The following is an 18,570-nucleotide window of genomic DNA, read 5'->3' on the forward strand; positions in this document are numbered from 1 at the left end:
CTCGGCATCCGGTAGTCTGCCGGTATGCGTTCGACCTTCCTCACCTGGTGGCCCGCCTGATCGGCGGACCGACGAACGCGCACCCACGCAGACGACGACCGCCTCTCGGCGGTCGTTTCTCGTATGCGTGAGGAGCGATCTCCGGCAGGCGGCCGGGAGAGACCGCCATGAACACGAATACCCCGCCCGCGCTGAGCGACCCGCGGCACGACGTACCGAACGACGCCAGACCCGGCTCGCTGCTCGCCGAGCTCGTCGACGCGGCGCTTCGTCCGCGTGCCCGCGGCGAACACCTCGCGGTTGATGCGGCAGGCAGCGCCACCGTCGCCTGTCCGCCCTTCGCCCTGCTGCGCCGCGGCACCGAAGACCTCGAGGTCTTCAGCGGTGACGTCGTCGACGTCGACGCGCTCGCAGGCATCCCGCTGCACGACGCGCCCGTGCTGGCCGCGGTGCCGTACCGGCAGATCGCCGAGCGCGGGTTTCAGGCGCATGACGACGGCGCGCCGCTGCGCTGCCTCGTGGCGACCCGTCGCGAGCGCGTGAGCCTGCAGGATGCCCTCGCCCAGCTTCCCGCGCACGCCCCACGCACCACGTTCCACGGCCCGGACACCTCCGATGCGGAATACGCGCAGACCGTGCGAGCGGTGATCGACGACGAGATCGGCCGAGGCGAGGGCGCGAACTTCGTCATCGCCCGCCGTTTCGAGGCGACGCTGCACGAGGAGCCGGTCTCCTCACTGCTGGCGTGGATGCGTGCCCTGCTCACCGGGGAGAGCGGCGCCTACTGGACGTTCGCGGTCTTCCTGCCCGCGCCTCCCGTGGCCGAGGAGGGAGCGCCGGCGGCGTCGGGCGAAGCGGCCGAACCCGTCATGCTCATCGGCGCCACCCCGGAGCGTCACCTCACGCTGAAGAACGGTCATGCGGTGATGAACCCGATCAGCGGCACGTACCGGCACGGCGATGACGGCGCGACGCGCGCCGGCCTCCTCGACTTCCTCGTCGACCCCAAGGAGACCGATGAGCTGTTCATGGTGGTCGACGAGGAGCTCAAGCTGATGAGCGCCTTGTGCCCCGATGGCGGCCGCATGGCGGGGCCGTTCCTGAAGCGGATGTCACGCCTCACCCACACCGAGTATCTGCTCGACGGGCATTCGTCGCTCGATCCCCGTGAGGCGCTACGCCTCACCATGTTCGCGCCCACCGTCACCGGCTCGCCCATGCAGAACGCGTGCCGCGTGATCGCGCGGCACGAGACCCGCCCCCGCGGGTACTACTCGGGCGTGATGGCACTGTTCGAGCCGGAGCGCGACGGGTTCTCGCTCGACGCGCCGATCCTGATCCGCACGGCCCGCATCCAGCCAAGCGGACGCGTCACCGTCACGGCCGGAGCGACCCTGGTGCGGCACTCCGACCCCGTCTCGGAAGCGGCGGAGACGCGCGCGAAGGCGGCGGGCATCCTCACCGCTCTCGGCCTGATGGATGCGACGCCCGCCCGCCCCGAGACCTCGCCCGTCGCCGACGGGCCCGGCTTCGACATCGAGGGGGACGCCGAAACCGTTGCGGCACTGCAGCGCCGCAACGCCGCGCTCGCGCCGTTCTGGATGCGCGAGCAGGAGCCGAGTGCGGCCGGCGGCGAGCGCCCAAGCGTGCTCGTCGTCGACAACGAAGACGGCTTCACGCAGATGCTCGCGCATCAGCTGCGACACCTGGGCCTCGCCACCCGCGTGCGGCAGTGCGCCATGGTCGACGACGTTCTCGAGGACGACCTCGTGGTGTTCGGCCCAGGGCCGGGCGATCCGCGGCGCAACCGGCCCCGCATCGGCCGGCTGCGTGCACTGATGCTGGAGCGCATCCGCAGCGGGCGCCCGCTGCTCGCAGTGTGCCTCAGCCATCAGGTGCTCGGGATGCTCGGCGGCCACGAGGTGGCGCCGCTCGCCGAGCCGCGACAGGGGGTGCAGCTGGCGGTGGATGTCTTCGGTCGGCCGGCCAGGGTCGGCTTCTACAACACGTTCGGGGTACGCGGCACGACGCGAGGCGGGGAGCAGGCGGGCGGGCGACGCGTGGAGGTCGGGCTGGAGGCATCCGTCGACGCCAACGGGTTCGTCACCGCGTTCCGGGCGCCGGGCATCGCCTCGGTGCAGGCCCACCTGGAATCGGTGCTCTCGCCCGATGGGGAGGCGCTGCTGCGCTCGCTCGTCGAACACGCCCTGACGACGGCGCCGGCGGTGACGTCCGTGGGCGCGTAACGCGGCCGAGTCGGCCATCCGGCTCCAATTAGGATGGAACGCATGTCCGACGGCTCCTCGTTCTACGTCACCACGCCCATTTTCTACGTGAATGATGTTCCCCACATCGGGCATGCGTACACGGAAGTCGCGGCCGACGTGCTCGCGCGCTGGCACCGCCAGTCCGGCGACGACACCTGGTTCCTCACCGGCACCGACGAGCACGGGCAGAAGATCTTGCGCACCGCCACCGCGAACGGCATGGAGCCCCGCGAATGGGCCGACCGGCTGGTCGACTCGGCGTGGAAGCCGCTGCTGAAGACCGTCGACATCTCGAACGACGACTTCATCCGCACGACCGACGAGCGGCACGAGACCGCCGTCACCCGGTTCCTGCAGAAGCTGTACGACGACGGGCACGTCTACGCCGGCGAGTACGAGGGCTACTACTGCGTCGGCTGCGAGGAGTACAAGCAGCGCGACGAGCTCGACGAGCCGCTCAGCGGCGAATACCAGGGCCAGCTGGTCTGTAAGATCCACTCGCGGCCGGTGGAGATCCTCAAGGAGAAGAACTACTTCTTCCGCATGAGCGCGTTCGAGGGCAAGCTGCTCGACCTCTACGAGTCGCAGCCCGACTTCGTGCAGCCGGAGAGCGTGCGCAACGAGATCATCCAGTTCGTGCGTCAGGGGCTCTCCGACCTCTCCATCTCGCGCTCCAGCTTCGACTGGGGCATCAAGGTGCCGTGGGATCCCACGCACGTCGTCTACGTGTGGTTCGACGCGCTGCTCAACTACACCACGGCGGTGGGCTACGGCACCGACCAGGAGCTCTTCGACCGCCGCTGGCCCGCCTACCATCTGGTCGGCAAAGACATCGCGCGATTCCACGCCGTGATCTGGCCCGCCATGCTCATGGCCGCCGGGGTCGAGGTGCCGCACAAGGTCTTCGGGCACGGCTGGCTGCTCGTCGGCGGCGAGAAGATGAGCAAGTCCAAGCTCACCGGCATCGCGCCGTCGCAGATCACCGACACGTTCGGCTCTGATGCCTTCCGCTACTACTTCATGCGCGCCATCAGCTTCGGGCAGGACGGCTCGTTCAGCTGGGAGGACCTCTCGGCCCGCTACCAGGCCGAGCTCGCGAACGGCTTCGGCAACCTCGCCTCCCGGGTGATCGCCATGCTGCAGCGCTATTTCGACGGCGAGGTGCCCGCCGCCGGTGACCCAGGTGAGTCCGACCTGCACGTGCAACAGACCGTCGCCGAGGCGACGAAGGACGCCGACGCCGCCATGCAGCGCTTCGCGATCCACGATGCGCTGGCCGCCATCTGGCGCGTGGTCGACGAGCTCAACGGCTACATCACGGAGCAGGAGCCCTGGGCGCTGGCCAAAGACGAGGGAAACCGCGCGCGCCTGCAGACCGTTCTCTACACCGCGGCGGAGGGCCTGCGCGCGCTCGCGGTGCTGCTTTCGCCGGTCGTCCCGCAGGCGACGGCGAAGCTGTGGGCGGCACTCGGCGCGAGCGACGCTCTCGGCGAGCTGACGGCACAGCCGCTGCGGGACGCCGGCCGGTGGGGCCAGCTGCCGGCGGGCATCCGAGTGGAGGCGTTGGAGGCGCTCTTCCCGCGCATCGATCAGGCCGCCGCCTAGGCGAGACGCGAAAGCCCATGCCCAGCGATCCGACCTACCCGCCGCTTCCGACACCGCTCACGGTGCCGGTGTACGACAACCACACGCACATCGATCCGTCGGCGCGCCCGGGACGGATCGAGGACGGCCTGGCACTGGAGTACCGGGAGCAGCTCGATCGGGCGTCCAGTGTCGGGGTGCGCGGCGTCGTGCAGGTCGGCACCGACGTCGCCTCCTCGGTGTGGGCGGCCGAGACCGCCGCGATCGAGCCGCGCATGCTGGCGGCCGTGGCCATCCACCCGAACGATGCTCCCGAGTTGGATGCCGCGGGCGAGCTGGACGACGCCCTCGGCGTCATCGACTCACTCGCCTCGCGTCCCCGAGTGCGGGCGATCGGCGAGACGGGGCTCGACTTCTTCCGCACCGACGAGAACGGCAGAGCGGCGCAGTTCCGCTCGTTCGAAGCGCACATCGAGATGGCCAAGCGGCACGACCTCGCGCTGCAGATCCACGACCGTGACGCGCACGCCGACGTGATAGCCACGCTGATGCGCGTCGGCGCCCCCGAGAAGGTCGTGTTCCACTGCTTCTCCGGCGGTCCCGATCTCGCCGAGGTGTGCGCGGCCCACGGCTGGTTCATGTCGTTCTCGGGCACCGTCACGTTCAAGAACGCGCAGAATCTGCGCGATGCGCTGCAGCTCGCCCCGCGCGCCCTGCTGATGGTGGAGACCGACGCGCCCTACCTCACGCCGACGCCGTTCCGCGGCCGTCCGAATGCGCCTTACCTCATTCCGCACACGGTGCGGTCGATGGCCGAGACCATCGGCACGGACCCGTCAGTGCTGGCGGCGCAGCTCGTCTCGAACACCGAGCTGGTGTACGGCAAATGGGACGCGGAGCCGGTGCAGGCGCCGCCGACCGAGCCGATCGGGATCATCGCCTGATGCAGCTGCTCGGCCCGGCGGAGATCCGCGAGCTCGCGGAGCTCCTCGACGTGACACCCACGAAGAAGCTCGGCCAGAACTTCGTCATCGACGCGAACACGGTGCGGCGCATCGTGCGCGTGGGGCAGGTGTCGGCTGGGGACGTCGTGCTCGAGGTCGGTCCCGGCCTCGGCTCGCTCACACTCGGTCTGCTGGAGACGGGCGCCCGGGTGGTGGCGGTGGAGATCGACGGGCGGCTGGCGGCGCAGCTGCCCGTGACCGTCGAGCAGCTCGCGCCCGAGGCATCCGACCGGCTCACCGTCGTGCACGAGGATGCCTTGGGCCTGGATGCCCTCCCGCTCGCCCCGCACCGCCTCGTGGCGAACCTGCCGTACAACGTCTCGGTGCCGGTGCTCCTGCACCTGCTGCAGACGCTCCCGTCCCTGGTCGCCGGCGTCGTGATGGTGCAGGCCGAGGTGGGCCGGCGCATCGCGGCGGCGCCCGGGTCGAAGGTGTACGGAGCGCCGAGCGTGAAGGCGGCCTGGTACGGGTCGTGGCGCACCGTGGGGCAGGTCTCGCGTCAGGTGTTCTGGCCGGTGCCGAACGTGGACTCGATCCTTGTCGGGTTCAGCAAGCACGAGCATCCGGGCGACGACGAGCTGCGCTCGCGCGTGTTCCGCATCGTGGATGCCGCATTCGGGCAGCGACGCAAGATGCTGCGGCAGTCGCTGGCCGGAGTCTTCGGCAGTGCGCAGGAAGCGTCGGCTGCGCTCGAGTCCGCGGGACTGCCGCCGACCGCCCGCGGCGAGGAGCTCACGGTCGACGACTTCGTCGCGCTCGGCCGTGTCGTCGGGTGACGGCGCGCCGGGTCTGACCACGTAGGTTGGTATTCATGATGACCGCGAGCCAAGGCCTGCCCGTGCACGCCCGCGCCCCCGGCAAGGTGAACCTCTATCTCGGCGTCGGCGCCGTGGGCGAGGACGGGTACCACTCGGTCGCCTCCGTCTATCAGGCAGTGTCGCTCTACGAGGACGTGCGCGTATGGCCGTCCGACACGGTGTCGCTGAGCTTCAGCGGCCCGATCGACTGCTCGGCGCTGCCCACCGACGACCGCAACATCGCGGTGCGCGCCGCGCGGCTGGTTGCCGACGCCGCCGGCGTCTCGGCGGGCGTGCGCATCGAGATCGAGAAGTCCGTGCCGATCGCGGGAGGTATGGGCGGCGGCTCGGCGGATGCCGCGGCCACCCTGGTCGCGTGCGATGCGTTGTGGAATGCGGGACTCACTCGCGACCAGCTGCATGAGCTCGCGGCGGAGCTCGGCGCCGACGTCCCGTTCGCACTGGCCGGAGGCACGGCGATCGGTCTCGGACGCGGCGACGAGCTCAGCCCGGTGCTGACGCAGGGCCGCTTCGAGTGGGTGCTCGTGCTGCCCCGGGGTGAGCTGTCGACCCCTGCGGTGTATCGCGAGCTGGATGCCCACCGCCTGCGCCACGCGGGCGACCTGCCCGAGGTGGACGAGCATCCGTCGGTGAGCACGGAGCTGTTGCAGGCCTTGCGCGCGGGCGACCCGTCGCTGCTCGCGGAGACTCTGGCGAACGACCTGCAGGCGCCGGCGATCCACCTCTCGGACGCGCTCTCCGACGTGCTCGAGTTGGGGGAGCGCGCGGGAGCCCTCGCGGGGCTGGTCTCCGGGTCGGGGCCGACCGTCGCGTTCCTCGCCGAAGACCGGGAGTCCGCGATCGACCTGCAGATCGCCCTGAGTGCGGCGATGCTCCGCGCGGTGCGCGTCTCCGCTCCGGTGCACGGGGCCCGCGTGATGCCCCTGGACGGCTGATGGGGTGAGCGACGCGGTCTCCTCGAGTGGCCCGAACCCTGCCTGGCGCGGCCACGATCGCGGTAGTCCGGAGTACTGCCGCATCCTGGTGGCACTCGGCTTCGTCGGTATCGCGACGTTCGCGCAGCTGTATTCCCCGCAGGGAATACTTCCGCTCGTGGCACGGGATCTCCAGGTCTCGGCGGCGCAATCCGCCCTGCTCATCTCGGCTGCCACGATCGGCCTCGCCGTCGGCGTGCTCCCGTGGTCCTGGCTCGCGGGGCGCATCGGATGCCTGCCCGCCATGCGTCTCGCGCTGATTGCCGCCGTGGTCTTCGGCGCGGTGGGCGTCGTGATGCCGGAGTTCACGGGCATCCTGGTGCTGCGTGTGCTGCAGGGGCTCGCGCTCGGCGGGGTGCCTGCGCTCGCGATCGCCTACCTGCACGACGAGGTGCGTCCCGCGCACACGGTGGTGGCGGCGGCCACCTACGTGTCGGGCACGACCGTCGGCGGGCTGGTCGGGCGCATCCTGGCCGCGCCGTTCGCCGAGCTCGCCGGCTGGCGCGTCGGCGTCGGTGCGGTCGTGCTGCTGTGCGCCGCGGCGACCGCCGGCTTCGTGTTGATCGCTCCCGTGCCGCGCGGCGGCGGGCGGTCACCGCAGGCGACGCTGCGCTGGGTGGCGAAGGCGGCCTGGGCGAATCTGCGCTCGGCCGGCATGCTCGTGCTGTTCGCGCAGGCATTCCTGCTCATGGGCGGATTCGTGACGGTGTACAACTACCTCGCGTTCCGCCTGGAGCAGCCCCCGTTCGAGTTGAACGCGTTCGCGGTGTCGCTGCTGTTCCTCGCCTATCTGGCGGGCACCTATTCCTCACGGCAGGCCGGGGGAGCGGCGCGCGCGTTCGGGCGCGCCCGCGTGCTGCTGGTCTCGATCGCGGTCATGGTGGTCGGGGTGCTGATCACGCTCTTCGGCTCGCTGGTGCTGGTGATCGTCGGACTCGTCGTCTTCACGGCCGGCTTCTTCGGCGCGCACGCGATCGCGTCAGGCTGGGTCGGCGCGCGAGCGGCAGTCGGACGGGCGCAGGCCGCGTCGCTCTACAACCTCTTCTACTATCTGGGCTCGAGTCTGATCGGCTGGTTCGGCGGCCTCGTCTTCGCGGTGGCAGGCTGGGGCGCGACGGTGGGGCTGGTCGCCGGGCTGGCGGTGCTGGCTGCCGCGCTCGCCGGAGGCTACGCCCTGGCCACACGAGGCTCAGTCACACCAGGCTCAGTCACACGAGGCTCATGAGCGCGACGCCGACCGCGAGCGGCACGAACGGCACGGTAACGGCGAGCAGTACGGGCATCACGCGGCTGCGCGTCGGCACTGTGCGTGCAGCGGCGGACAGGGTGTCACCCGGGCGCCGGGGCGAGCGCGGCGCGAGCGCGGGCGCGTCTTCGTCGCGGTAGAGCAGCGTGCGGCGGCCGAAGCGCTCGTGCAGCGCGGCGATCACCATGACGAACTGCTCGAGCCGGTCCTGCTTCGTGAGGTCTTCCGAGGGCAGGTACACGTGCAGAGTGCCGTCGACGATCTCCAGATCGAGGTCGGCGGCGTGATCCAGCAGGATCACCATCAGGTCGGGCGTGAGCAGATACAGGGCGTCCCGCTCGTAGCCGGCCGGGACGGACACCTGGAATACGTCGCTGAAGTTGCCCTCCAGCCGCAGCTCGCGCACCGAATTCGGGGTGCGGGGCAGCGCCGAGAGCGCACCGTGGCCGGCGCGCGAGCGCAGGACGATGCGTGGCGCTTCCGCCTGCAAGGGGATGCGCACGGCTCGGGTCGCGTACGTCCTCGCGCCGTCGCCGCTGCCCACCGTGAACGTTCGCGCGGCGGAGTCGAACGGGAGAGCCGTGCCGCGGGCATCTAGGTACGCCGTGGATCGGCGGCGCGTGCGGGGGATCTGCTCGTCGATCGACCCGCCCCAGATCCGGTCGCTCACGTCGTCGAGATACTCCCAGCCGAGTGCGGCGGCGATGTGCAGGAGCGCCGCGCGCATGCCATCCGCGCGGCGCACGGTGGTGGCGACGTAGAAGACCAGGGCCGCTCCCACCAGCAGCACCGCGACCTGAGACGCCAGCAGCGCGATCCCGGCGAGTTCGAAGCCCACGGGGAGCAGGTAGAAGGCGACCGCTGCCGCGACGACGAAGTAGCCGAGCGCCGCCACGACGACGGTCTTCCCGCCGCCGCGCAGCGAAGGGGATGACGCGGTGACCGTCATCAGGGCTGGTAGACGACGCCGATGCTCAGCTCGCCGTCCACCCGCACCCATGCCAGCCAGTGCGGCTCGCGGCTCGCGGTCAGGCGCTGGATCGGAATGACGTACACGCCGTGCTCCGGCCGCGACAGGTCGCGGAAAGCGGGCTTGTCCTTGATCCAAGTCCTGCCGCCGCCGTCCCACGCCTCCAGCGAGGAATACGTGTAGCCGTTCGCGCGCAGGTTCGCGACGTCGGCGAGCCGTTCCGCCTCGGGCGCCAGTTGCGCGAGCACCTCGCCGGGCACGACGCCGTCGAGCGTGAACGCGGCCACGTCGTAGACGTTGTCGTCGCCGTAGTCGCGAGTCGTCAGAAGCGACAGTTCGGTGACGCCCTTGTCGCTCGTCGACGTCCAGAGGGCGTGCGAGGTCTTGGCTCGCTTGTTCATCATGAACCCGCCGAAGTTCTTCTTCTGGAAGGCGAAGTCGTCGAGCTTGGCAGTGATCTCTTCTCGGGTCGTCATTGGTGCCTGTGTCCTTTCGCGGCAGGGGATCGCCTGCCGGGAGCCTACGGTGGGGACGCAAGGGGACGACCGGGGTCCGAACGATCCCGAACGGACCTCGTGGCACGCGCGCAGCGACGAGTTTCGTGGGCACGCCCTAGGCTTGACGGGTGCCCGTTCGTGCGACAGTTCCGCGCAATCTCGACGAGCTGAGCGCCCACCTCGGTACACTGCGTGCGGCCGCCGGATCGCCCTCGTACGCTGAGATCGCGCGGCGGATCGGCGCACTCCGCGGGGGCGTCGAACCGGCGAAGGTGACCGTCTACGACTGCTTCCGACGCGGGCGTCGTCGTCTCGACGACGCGCTCGTGGGCGACATCGCCCGCGCCCTCGGTATGCCGGAGCCCGAGGCGACGGCCTTGCGGGACCGCGCCCGCGAGCTCAACGGCGACCGTGCGGCGGTACACGTAGAGGTCACGGCCGCCAGCCGCGACGCGCACGGCGTGATCGGGCGCGAGCGGCTGGTGGCGGGCATCCCGCAGGCGCCCGTCGTGGTGCTCACCGGTCTGCCCGGCGTGGGTACGAGTTCCGTCGCCTCCGTGCTGGCGCAGGGTGAAACGCTCACGGTGCAGCTGCGTGCTTCGCACCTCGGTGGTCGCGTCGCGGACCCGGTCGAGGTGCTGCGCCGAATGCTGGGTGCGCTCGGGTACCGCTCCGTCCCCTACGAACTCGCACGGCTGCGCGAGCGGCTCGCGCTCGAGGGCCGCGACAGGACCGTCGTGCTCGAGGATGCCGCCGATTCCGCCCTCGTCTCCGCTCTCGTCGTTCCCGGTGTGCGCTACGTGATCACGGCGCACGCACCGCTCGACGGACTGGAGGACCAGCCGGGTCTCTCCGGCCTGGCAGTGCACCGGGTGACGGTCCCCCCGCTGGCGGACGACGACGCACGCGCACTGCTGAGCGCGCTCCTGCATGCCCCGCGCGACGAGCCCGCGCTCGCGCGGCTGGTTCGTGTTGCCGGCGGCCTCCCGCTCGATCTCGTGATGCTCGCGGCCACGGTCGGCGCCAGCCCGGGTTGGAGTCTCGACGACCTGGCGGACCGCTTCGAGCGCGAGCCGGCATCCTCACGCATGCGCCCCGCCCTTCACGCCGCGCTGGCCGCACTCGACCCCACGGACGCGGAAGTGCTCCGCGTCGCCGCGCTGTTCGATCGCGAGGTCGACGTCGCCGTGCTGCGGGCGGTCTTTCCGCACGCGGATGCCGCGCTGGCGCGCCTGGCCGCACGCCACCTGGTGACCGTCGACGAGGAGCGGGTGGGCATGCACGCCACGGTGTTCGCGTTCGTGCGCGAGGAGGCACGGGCATCCCTCCCCGTCTCCGCCCGGCGTGCGGTGGCCGAGCGTGCGGGCGCGAGGATCCTGGCCGCACTGGAGAGCGATCCCGAGTACGCCGCGCGGGAATACGCGACGGTGTTCGCCGTCGCCGCCGCGGCGTCCGAGCACGAACTGGACGACGTCGTGGAGCGTGTCGCGCTCGCGGCCTACCCCGCGCTGGCGGAGTGGTCGATGTGGGCGGAGGCCTTGCGCCTGCACGAGCTCGCATCACGGGCGTCGGCGTTGGAACTCGTGCCCGAGCTCGCCCTCAACGTGGCGGTGTGCGCCGAGAAGCTCGGCCGGTACGACGAAGCGCTCATGATCCTGAACCGTGTGCGCCGGGTTGCATCGGGGTCCGCTTTCGCCCGCACCTGGAATCAGATCGGCAGCGTGCACCGGCGCATGAGTCGTTTCGATGAGGCATTGCGCGCGTACCGCCAGGCGGCCACGGCGGCGAAGGCGGGCGGCGACCCTTTCGTGGAGGGGCGAGCGCGGGGAAACCTCGCGGACACCCTGCGCATCGTGGCGCGCTACGCGGAGGCCGAGAAGGGGTACGCGCGGGCACTCGCGATCGCGGAGCGGGTGAACGACGCCTTGAACATCAGCATCGTGCGCACCAATCGCGCGCTGCTGTACATCTCGATGGGCAGGTTCGACGAAGCCGAGTCCGAGTTGGCCTGGCTGAAGGCGCACGCGGGCGAGAAGCCGGTGCCGCACGTGCACACGGTGCTCGCGCTCGCCGCCGAGGCTGCCGATGACATGCAGTTGGCGCGGAAGAGGCTCGCCACCGCCGAGGCCGCTGCGTCGGCGGCAGGGGAGTACTCGGCCTCGAGCGAGCTCACGCTGTTGTCGGCGCGCCTGAGCGCGGCCGACGGCGACGCGGCAGGAGCGGTACCGGTCGTCGAGGCTGTGCTGGCCGACGGCGTGCGCACGGGATCGCCGCTGCTGGAGACCGACGCCGGCAACACGCTCGCCGAGATCCTGCTGCAGGTGGGGGATGCCGACGGTGCAGTCCATCGCGCCGCCGCCGCCGAAGAGGTGGCCGAGGCGACCGGCGACCTCGTCGAGATCGCGCGGAGTCGTGCGATTCGCGCTGACGCGGCAGAGCTCGCGGGTGACGCCGACCGAGCTGCCCGGCTTCGGGCATCCTCCCGCGAGTTGTATCGCCGCATCGGGCACCGGCTGGGAGCCGAGACGCCGCGCTGACGACTCCGCTGCGACTACCCCTCCAGAGCGTCCGACAGCTGGAGCCAGCGCTCCTCGAGGCCCGCGCTCTCGTCCTCGATCCCGCGCAGTTCGTCGCCGAGCTTCTGCAGTCCCTGGTAGTCGCTCTGGTCGTGCGCGGCGAGACGCTCGTGCACGCCTTTCGCCATCGTCTCCAGCTTCGTCAGGCGTCGCTCGATCGAGGAGATCTCCTTCTCGGCCGTCCGGCGATCAGCACCGCTGAGCGACTGCATGCCCTCCTCAGCCGGCAGGGCCGCGCTCGTCGGCACCGCGGCATCCTCAGCGCTGCGCAGCTTCAGGTACTCCTCCACGCCTCCCGGCAGGTGGCGCAGCCGGTGCTGCAGGATGGCGTACTGCTGGTCGGTCACCCGTTCGATGAAGTATCTGTCGTGCGAGACGACGATGAGCGTGCCCGGCCAGGTGTCGAGCAGATCCTCCATGGCCGCGAGCATGTCGGTGTCGAGGTCGTTGGTGGGCTCGTCGAGGATGAGCACGTTCGGCTGGTCGAGCAAGATGAGCAGCAGCTGCAGCCGTCGCTTCTGCCCGCCGGAGAGGTCTTTCACCGGTGTCGAGAGCTGCACCGAGCTGAATCCGAGCCGCTCCAGCATCTGCCCGGGCGTGAGCTCCTGCGCCTTTGACCCGGAACCGACCGTGTAGGTCGTGCGCAGCCGCCCGATCACCACGCGTACCGGGTCGTTCAGGTGCTCCTCGAGCTCGTCCATGCGCTGGCTGAGTGAGGCGACCTTGACCGTCTTGCCGTGCTTGACGCGTCCGCCGCTCGGCTGCAGCGTTCCCGCGACCAGGCCGAGCAGCGTCGACTTGCCCGCGCCGTTCACGCCCAGGATGCCGGTGCGCTCGCCCGGTGCGATGCGCCACTGCACGTCGCGCAGCACCGGTACCGGCGCGCCGCCGGGATCCGGCGCCGGGTAGCTCACCGACGCGTCGACGAGATCGACGACCTCCTTGCCCAGCCGCGAGACCGCCAGAGCCTTCAGCGAGACGGCGTCGCGGATCGGTGGTTCGTTCTCGATCAGCGCGTTGGCCGCGTCGATGCGGAATTTCGGCTTCGAGGTGCGGGCCGGGGCGCCGCGGCGAAGCCACGCGAGCTCCTTGCGTGCCAGATTCTGCCGCTTCGCCTCGCTGGCCGCCGCCATGCGGTCACGCTCCACGCGTTGCAGGATGTACGCCGCATACCCTCCGTCGAACGGCTCGACGAGGCGGTCGTGCACCTCCCAGGTGGCGGTGCAGATCTCATCGAGGAACCACCTGTCGTGCGTCACGACGAGCAGGCCGCCCGCGCTCTGGCTCCAGCGCCGCTTCAGATGTGTCGCGAGCCAGGTGATGGCTTCCACGTCGAGGTGGTTGGTGGGCTCGTCGAGTGCCAGCACGTCCCAGTCGCCGGCGAGCAGGGCGGCCAGGGCCACCCGGCGACGCTGGCCGCCACTCAGCGAGCCGATCACCGCATCCCACGGGATGTCCGTCAGCAGCCCCGCGATCACGTCGCGTACGCGTGCGTCGCCGGCCCACTCGTGCTCGGGCACGTCACCGACCACGATGCGCGAAACGATCTCGTCGTCGTCGAGCACGTCGTCCTGATCGAGCACGCCCACCCGAACGCCTCCGCGCACGGTCACCCTTCCGGCGTCCGGTTCGCGCCGTCCGGCGAGCATGCCGAGCAGGCTCGACTTGCCGTCGCCGTTGCGGCCGACGATGCCGATGCGATCGCCTTCGTTCACGCCGAGCGACACGGAGTCGAAGACGACCTTGGTCGGGTATTCGAGGTGGAGGGCCTCGGCCCCGAGAAGATGTGCCATGTTCCTTCCAGGGTAGGCCCGCGGCCGTGGGCTCGACGTCGGGATGCCCGGGGCTATCGCACGAATCCGATGGTGGATCGGAATGTATCCGCGCACTCCGGAGTTGAACCCCGATGTTCCGGTGATCGTGTGCGCGCCGGTGGCGCCAACAGAAAGAGGACGTGTGACGAAGACTGTCGATCAGGACCGGAACCGGGCCGCGAAGCCCGAGGTCGCCGCGGCGCGTCCGATGCTCATCATCGGTGTGATGGTGGTGACGGCGTTCGTCATGATCCTGAACGAGACGATCGTCTCCATCGCGTTGCCCGACCTGGCCACCACGATGGGCGTCACTGCCTCGACCGTGCAGTGGCTGGTGAGCGGGTTCCTCATCACGATGGCGGTCGTGATCCCGACGACGGGATTCCTCCTGGAGCGTTTCCGTGCGCGGCCGATCTATCTGTTCGCGGTGGGGTCTTTCGCCGTCGGCACCGTGCTCGCAGCGCTCGCCGTGAGCTTCCCCACACTGCTCGTCGGCCGCATCGTGCAGGCCTGCGGCACCGCGGTGATGATCCCGCTCGTGATGACCACGGTGATGCGACTGGTGCCGGCGAACCGCCGCGGCGCGATGATGGGCACCATCTCGATCGTGATCGGCGTGGCGCCGGCGATCGGCCCCACCGTAGGCGGCGCGATCCTGGCCGGACTGGGCTGGCGGTGGATGTTCTGGCTGGTGCTGATCCTCGCGCTGGCGATGCTGGTGATCGCGCTCGTCTGGCTGCGTGTGCCCAGCGAGATCAAGCGGGTTCCGCTCGACATCGCTTCGGTGGTCCTCTCGGCGATCGGCTTCGCCGGCCTCGTCTACGGCCTCTCCAGCTTCGGCCAGCCGGGGGGCCCGCTGCCGCCGTGGCTCACCGTGTCGGTCGGTGTGATCGCCCTCGTGCTCTTCGTCTGGCGCCAGCGCCGGCTCGAGCGCAGCGACAAGCCGTTGCTCGACCTGCGCACCCTGAATCACGGTCGCTATCGCATGGCCTTGATCCTCTCCGTGCTGGTCTTCCTCGCTCTGCTCGGGGCAGGAGCCGTGCTGCTGCCGATGTACCTGCAGAACGTGCTCGGTTACGACACCCTTCAGGCCGGCCTCGCGCTCCTGCCCGGCGGTCTCGTGATGGCGGCGATCTCGCGCCCCGTCGGTTCGCTCTACGACAGGGTGGGCGCCAAGGCGCTGCTCGTCCCAGGTGCCGTCGGCATGGCGGCGGCACTGTTCCTGTTCGCCCTGCTCGGATCCGCAGCGCCGCTGATCGCCGTGATCGGATGCGACGTGCTGCTGATGTTCTCGCTGGGCACGATGATGACGCCGCTGATGACCGACGCGCTCGGAGCCCTGCCCGGTGACCTCTACTCGCACGGCAGCGCGCTGATGACCACGTTGCAGCAGGTCGGCGGCGCTCTGGGCAGTGCGGTGTTCGTCGCGGTCGCGTCACTCGCCAGCACGCACTCTTCGGGGCTGCCGGACGCCGCGGGCATCCGTCTGGCCTTCACGGTCGCCGGATGCGTCGGCCTGGCCGCCGTCGTCGTCTCGCTGTTCTACACACGCGGCAAGCCGGACCCGGTGATCGAGCCGACCACGACGGGGGCGGTGCCGGTCCTCGACGCCTGAGTCAGACTCAGGCCGCGACGCCGATCGCCGCCGGTTCGATGCGGATCACGACGGATTTCGATGCCGGCGTGTTGCTCACCTCGGCCGTGAAGCCGAGCGGGACCAGCGGATTCGCCTCGGGGAAATACGCTGCCGCGCAACCGCGCGCGGTCGGGTACGCCACGAGCTTGAACGATCGGATGACCCGGTCGACTCCGTCGCTGAACTCGCTGTGGACATCCACACGCTGGCCGTCCGTCAGTCCCAGCTCCGCGATGTCGAGCGGGTTGACGAAGATCACGTCGCGACCCCGCTTCACCCCGCGGTAGCGATCGTTCAGGCTGTAGATCGTCGTGTTGAACTGGTCGTGCGCCCGCATCGTCTGCATCAGCAGACGTCCGGGCGGGCACTGGATGTACTGCAGCTCGTTGACCGTGAACTTCGCCTTGCCGGTGTCGGTCGGGAATGTGCGGGAGTCACGGGGTCCGTGTGGAAGAACGAATCCGCCGTCCTGACGGATCTTGCGGTTGTAGTCGTCGCAACCGGCGCAGACGTGCGCGATGTGGTCGCGGATGCGGTCGTAGTCCCGCTCGAACCCCGCCCAGTCCACGTCGACCTTGTCGCCGAGCGTGGCGCGCGCGAGCCTGGTGATGATCGAGATCTCCGAGAGCAGGTTCGGCGAGATCGGGTCGACCTTGCCCCAGGAGGGGTGCACGGCGCACACGGTGTCCTCCACCGAGATGAACTGCTCGCCGGATGCCTGCATGTCGATCTCCGTGCGCCCCATCGTCGGCAGAATGAGGGCTTCGCGCCCGACCACCGCGTGCGACCGGTTCAGCTTCGTCGACACCTGCACCGTCATCTCGGCGGACTGCATCGCCTTCTCGGCGGCCTTGGTGTCGGAGATGGCCGCCACCAGGTTGCCGCCGAGAGCGAACCACACCTTGATGCGTCCCTCGGTGAGCGCGCGGATGGCGTCCACACTGTCCACGCCGTTGACTCGCGGCGGATCGAACCGGAACTCGTGCTGCAGCTTGTCGAGGAACGCGGGCGGCATCTTCTCCCAGATGCCCATCGTGCGGTCGCCCTGCACGTTGCTGTGCCCGCGGATCGGGGATGCTCCGGCGCCGGGCTTGCCGATGTTCCCGCGCAGGAACAGCAGGTTCATGATGTCTTTGATCGTCGGCACCGCGCGCTTGTGCTGCGTGAGTCCCATCGCCCACGTGATGATCACGCGGTCCGCCTTGATGTACCGGTCGGCGAACTTGCCGATCTCGCCGCTGGTGAGTCCTGTCGAGCGCAGTACGTCCGACTCCTTCAGCGTGCGCAGGCTCTCGGCGAATTCGTCGAACCCCTGGCAATACGAGTCGATGAAGTCCCGGTCGAGCACCGTGCCGGGAGCGGCCTCCTCCGCCTCGAGCACGCGCTTCGCCACGGCCTGCATGAGCGCGCCGTCGCCACCGAGCCTGATCTGCAGAAAGTCGTCGGCGAGGCCGGTGCCCTCGCCGATCCAGCCGCTGACCTTCTGCGGGTTCTTGTACCGCATCAGCCCCGCCTCGGGCAGCGGGTTCACGGCGACGATCTTCGCGCCGGCCTCCTTCGCCTCTTCGAGTGCGGTCAGCATGCGCGGGTGGTTCGTGCCGGGGTTCTGGCCCATGATCACGATCAGGTCGGCCTTGGCGAAGTCGTCGTAGGTCACGGTGCACTTGCCGACGCCGATCACCTCGCCGAGTGCGGCCCCCGTGGACTCGTGGCACATGTTCGAGCAGTCGGGCAGGTTGTTGGTGCCGAACGCGCGGGCGAACAGCTGGTACGTGAACGCCGCCTCGTTCGAGGTGCGGCCGCTCGTGTAGAACGCGGCCTGGTCGGGGCTCTCCAGCGACCGCAGTCTGTCGGAGACGAGGCGGAACGCTTCGTCCCAGCCGATCGGTCGATACGTGTCGCTGTCCGCCGGCTTGTAGACGGGCTCGACGAGGCGTCCCTGCATGCCCAGCCAGTACTCCGACTTCTCCAGCAGCACGGGGATCGGATGCTCCGCCCAGAACGAGCTGGGCACGGTGACCGGTGTCGCCTCCCAGGTGACGGCCTTGGCCCCGTTCTCGCAGAACTCCGCGACCTTGCGGTGCGACGGATCCGGCCAGGCGCAGCTCATGCAGTCGAACCCGTCCTTGTGGTTCATCGACGTGAGGAGCTTCGCGGCTCGCCCCGCTCCCATCTCGCGCACGGCGGGGCCGACCGAGTGCACGATGCCGGGGATGCCGGCCGCCCAGTGCTTGGGATGCGAGATCTCGATGTGCTCGACGTCGTCGACCTTGCGCTCGGTCTTGCGCTCGTTCGGGGCTTCGTGGATCGTCATGCTGCACTTCCTTCCGCGCGGTGCTGATCGGCGGGCTGTTGTTCGACGCGCTGGGCGCCGGAGTACACGACCATCGACTCTCCCCGCAGAAAGCCGACGAGGCTCATGCCGGCGTCGATGGCGAGTTCGACGGCGAGGGAGGAGGGGGCCGAGACGGCTGCGAGCATCGGGATCCCGGCCATGATGGCCTTCTGAGTCAACTCGAAGCTCGCCCGACCGGACACCATGAGCACGGTTCCGGTGGCGGGCAGCAGGTCGTGCGTGAGCGCCCAGCCGACGACCTTGTCGACCGCGTTGTGCCTGCCGACATCCTCACGCACGACGAGCAGCTCGTCGTCTTTCGCGCTGTACAGACCGGCGGCGTGCAGGCCGCCGGTCTTCTCGAACACGTCTTGGGCGGCGCGCAGCCGATCGGGCAGGCTCACGAGCGTCTCGGTGGAGACGCGCAGGCTGTCGTCGCGCACGTTGAACGAGGACTGCGTGCGCACTGCATCGATGCTGGCCTTGCCGCAGATGCCGCACGAGCTCGTCGTGAAGAACTCGCGTGCCAGCGCCGGGGCGGGCGGCGCCACGCCGGGCGCCAACGTGACGTCGAGCACGTTGTATGTGTTGCCGTCTCCGGCATCGCCCGCGCAGTATCGTGCCGCGGCGAACTCGTCGCCGCGGGTGACGACACCCTCGGAGACCAGAAAGCCGGCCGCCAGTTCGACGTCGTGCCCCGGCGTTCGCATCGTGACCGCGAGCGAGCGACCGCCCACGCGGATCTCGAGGGGTTCCTCGACCACGAGGGTGTCTTCTCGCCGGGAGATGCCAGCGCCGAGCGTCAGTCGGGCGACTCGGCGTCGAGTCGTGACTCTGCCCATGATTCAC

The 18,570-nt window shown here is 69.9% G+C and carries 13 protein-coding genes; 8 read left to right on the plus strand and 5 right to left on the minus strand.

The annotated features are described in order from the left end of the window. The first annotated feature begins 167 nt into the window (after positions 1-167). Genes H623_RS0108310 through H623_RS0108335 form a run of 6 tightly spaced genes read left to right on the plus strand, consistent with a single transcriptional unit; the run spans position 168 to position 7,872 of the window. Positions 168-2,246, plus strand: coding sequence for an anthranilate synthase family protein (locus tag H623_RS0108310; protein ID WP_022900480.1), 2,079 nt, complete (start codon positions 168-170; stop codon positions 2,244-2,246). Positions 2,247-2,288: 42 nt separating this feature from the next. Next, complete coding sequence (metG, locus tag H623_RS0108315; protein WP_022900481.1) at positions 2,289-3,872, plus strand: methionine--tRNA ligase; 1,584 nt, start codon at positions 2,289-2,291, stop codon at positions 3,870-3,872. Between the two features lie 17 nt (positions 3,873-3,889). Further along, positions 3,890-4,795 carry a TatD family hydrolase gene (locus H623_RS18660; protein ID WP_022900482.1) on the plus strand — a complete coding sequence of 302 codons (906 nt, stop codon included), beginning with the start codon at positions 3,890-3,892 and terminating at the stop codon, positions 4,793-4,795. Continuing rightward, a complete protein-coding gene (gene rsmA / locus H623_RS0108325; RefSeq protein ID WP_033371683.1) occupies positions 4,795-5,631 on the plus strand; it encodes a 16S rRNA (adenine(1518)-N(6)/adenine(1519)-N(6))-dimethyltransferase RsmA in 837 nt (278 codons plus the stop codon). The genes H623_RS18660 and rsmA overlap by 1 nt, the downstream gene beginning before the upstream one ends. Before the next feature lie 35 nt (positions 5,632-5,666). After that, on the plus strand, positions 5,667-6,608 hold the full coding sequence (locus H623_RS0108330) for a 4-(cytidine 5'-diphospho)-2-C-methyl-D-erythritol kinase (protein ID WP_022900484.1): 942 nt from the start codon (positions 5,667-5,669) through the stop codon (positions 6,606-6,608). A 4-nt stretch (positions 6,609-6,612) separates the two neighbouring features. Next, a complete protein-coding gene (locus H623_RS0108335; RefSeq protein ID WP_022900485.1) occupies positions 6,613-7,872 on the plus strand; it encodes an MFS transporter in 1,260 nt (419 codons plus the stop codon). Here the strand turns inward: H623_RS0108335 and H623_RS0108340 are convergent. After that, complete coding sequence (locus H623_RS0108340) at positions 7,856-8,842, minus strand: hypothetical protein (RefSeq protein ID WP_022900486.1); 987 nt, start codon at positions 8,840-8,842, stop codon at positions 7,856-7,858. The genes H623_RS0108335 and H623_RS0108340 overlap by 17 nt on opposite strands. Next, positions 8,842-9,339, minus strand: a complete 498-nt coding sequence (locus H623_RS0108345) for a hypothetical protein (protein WP_022900487.1) — start codon at positions 9,337-9,339, stop codon at positions 8,842-8,844. The genes H623_RS0108340 and H623_RS0108345 overlap by 1 nt, the downstream gene beginning before the upstream one ends. A gap of 149 nt (positions 9,340-9,488) precedes the next feature. On the opposite strand from H623_RS0108345, the gene H623_RS0108350 reads away from it, so the two are divergent. After that, on the plus strand, positions 9,489-11,897 hold the full coding sequence (locus H623_RS0108350; RefSeq protein ID WP_022900488.1) for a tetratricopeptide repeat protein: 2,409 nt from the start codon (positions 9,489-9,491) through the stop codon (positions 11,895-11,897). Between the two features lie 14 nt (positions 11,898-11,911). On the opposite strand, the gene H623_RS0108355 is transcribed toward H623_RS0108350, so the two are convergent. Next, positions 11,912-13,729: an ABC-F family ATP-binding cassette domain-containing protein gene (locus H623_RS0108355; RefSeq protein ID WP_022900489.1), complete on the minus strand. Its 1,818-nt coding sequence runs from the start codon at positions 13,727-13,729 to the stop codon at positions 11,912-11,914. Positions 13,730-13,892: 163 nt separating this feature from the next. On the opposite strand from H623_RS0108355, the gene H623_RS18665 reads away from it, so the two are divergent. Further along, the gene (locus H623_RS18665) at positions 13,893-15,365 is read left to right on the plus strand and encodes an MDR family MFS transporter (RefSeq protein ID WP_022900490.1); all 1,473 of its coding nucleotides are present in this window, start codon (positions 13,893-13,895) and stop codon (positions 15,363-15,365) included. Positions 15,366-15,372: 7 nt separating this feature from the next. Here H623_RS18665 and H623_RS18670 read toward each other — a convergent pair whose 3' ends face one another. Both H623_RS18670 and fdhD read right to left on the minus strand, forming a co-directional pair. Beyond that, a complete protein-coding gene (locus H623_RS18670) occupies positions 15,373-17,700 on the minus strand; it encodes an FdhF/YdeP family oxidoreductase (protein ID WP_022900491.1) in 2,328 nt (775 codons plus the stop codon). Next, on the minus strand, positions 17,697-18,563 hold the full coding sequence (gene fdhD / locus H623_RS0108370; protein ID WP_022900492.1) for a formate dehydrogenase accessory sulfurtransferase FdhD: 867 nt from the start codon (positions 18,561-18,563) through the stop codon (positions 17,697-17,699). The genes H623_RS18670 and fdhD overlap by 4 nt, the downstream gene beginning before the upstream one ends. Positions 18,564-18,570 lie beyond the last annotated feature (7 nt).

This window comes from Humibacter albus DSM 18994, assembly GCF_000421825.1.
Lineage (GTDB): Bacteria > Actinomycetota > Actinomycetes > Actinomycetales > Microbacteriaceae > Humibacter > Humibacter albus.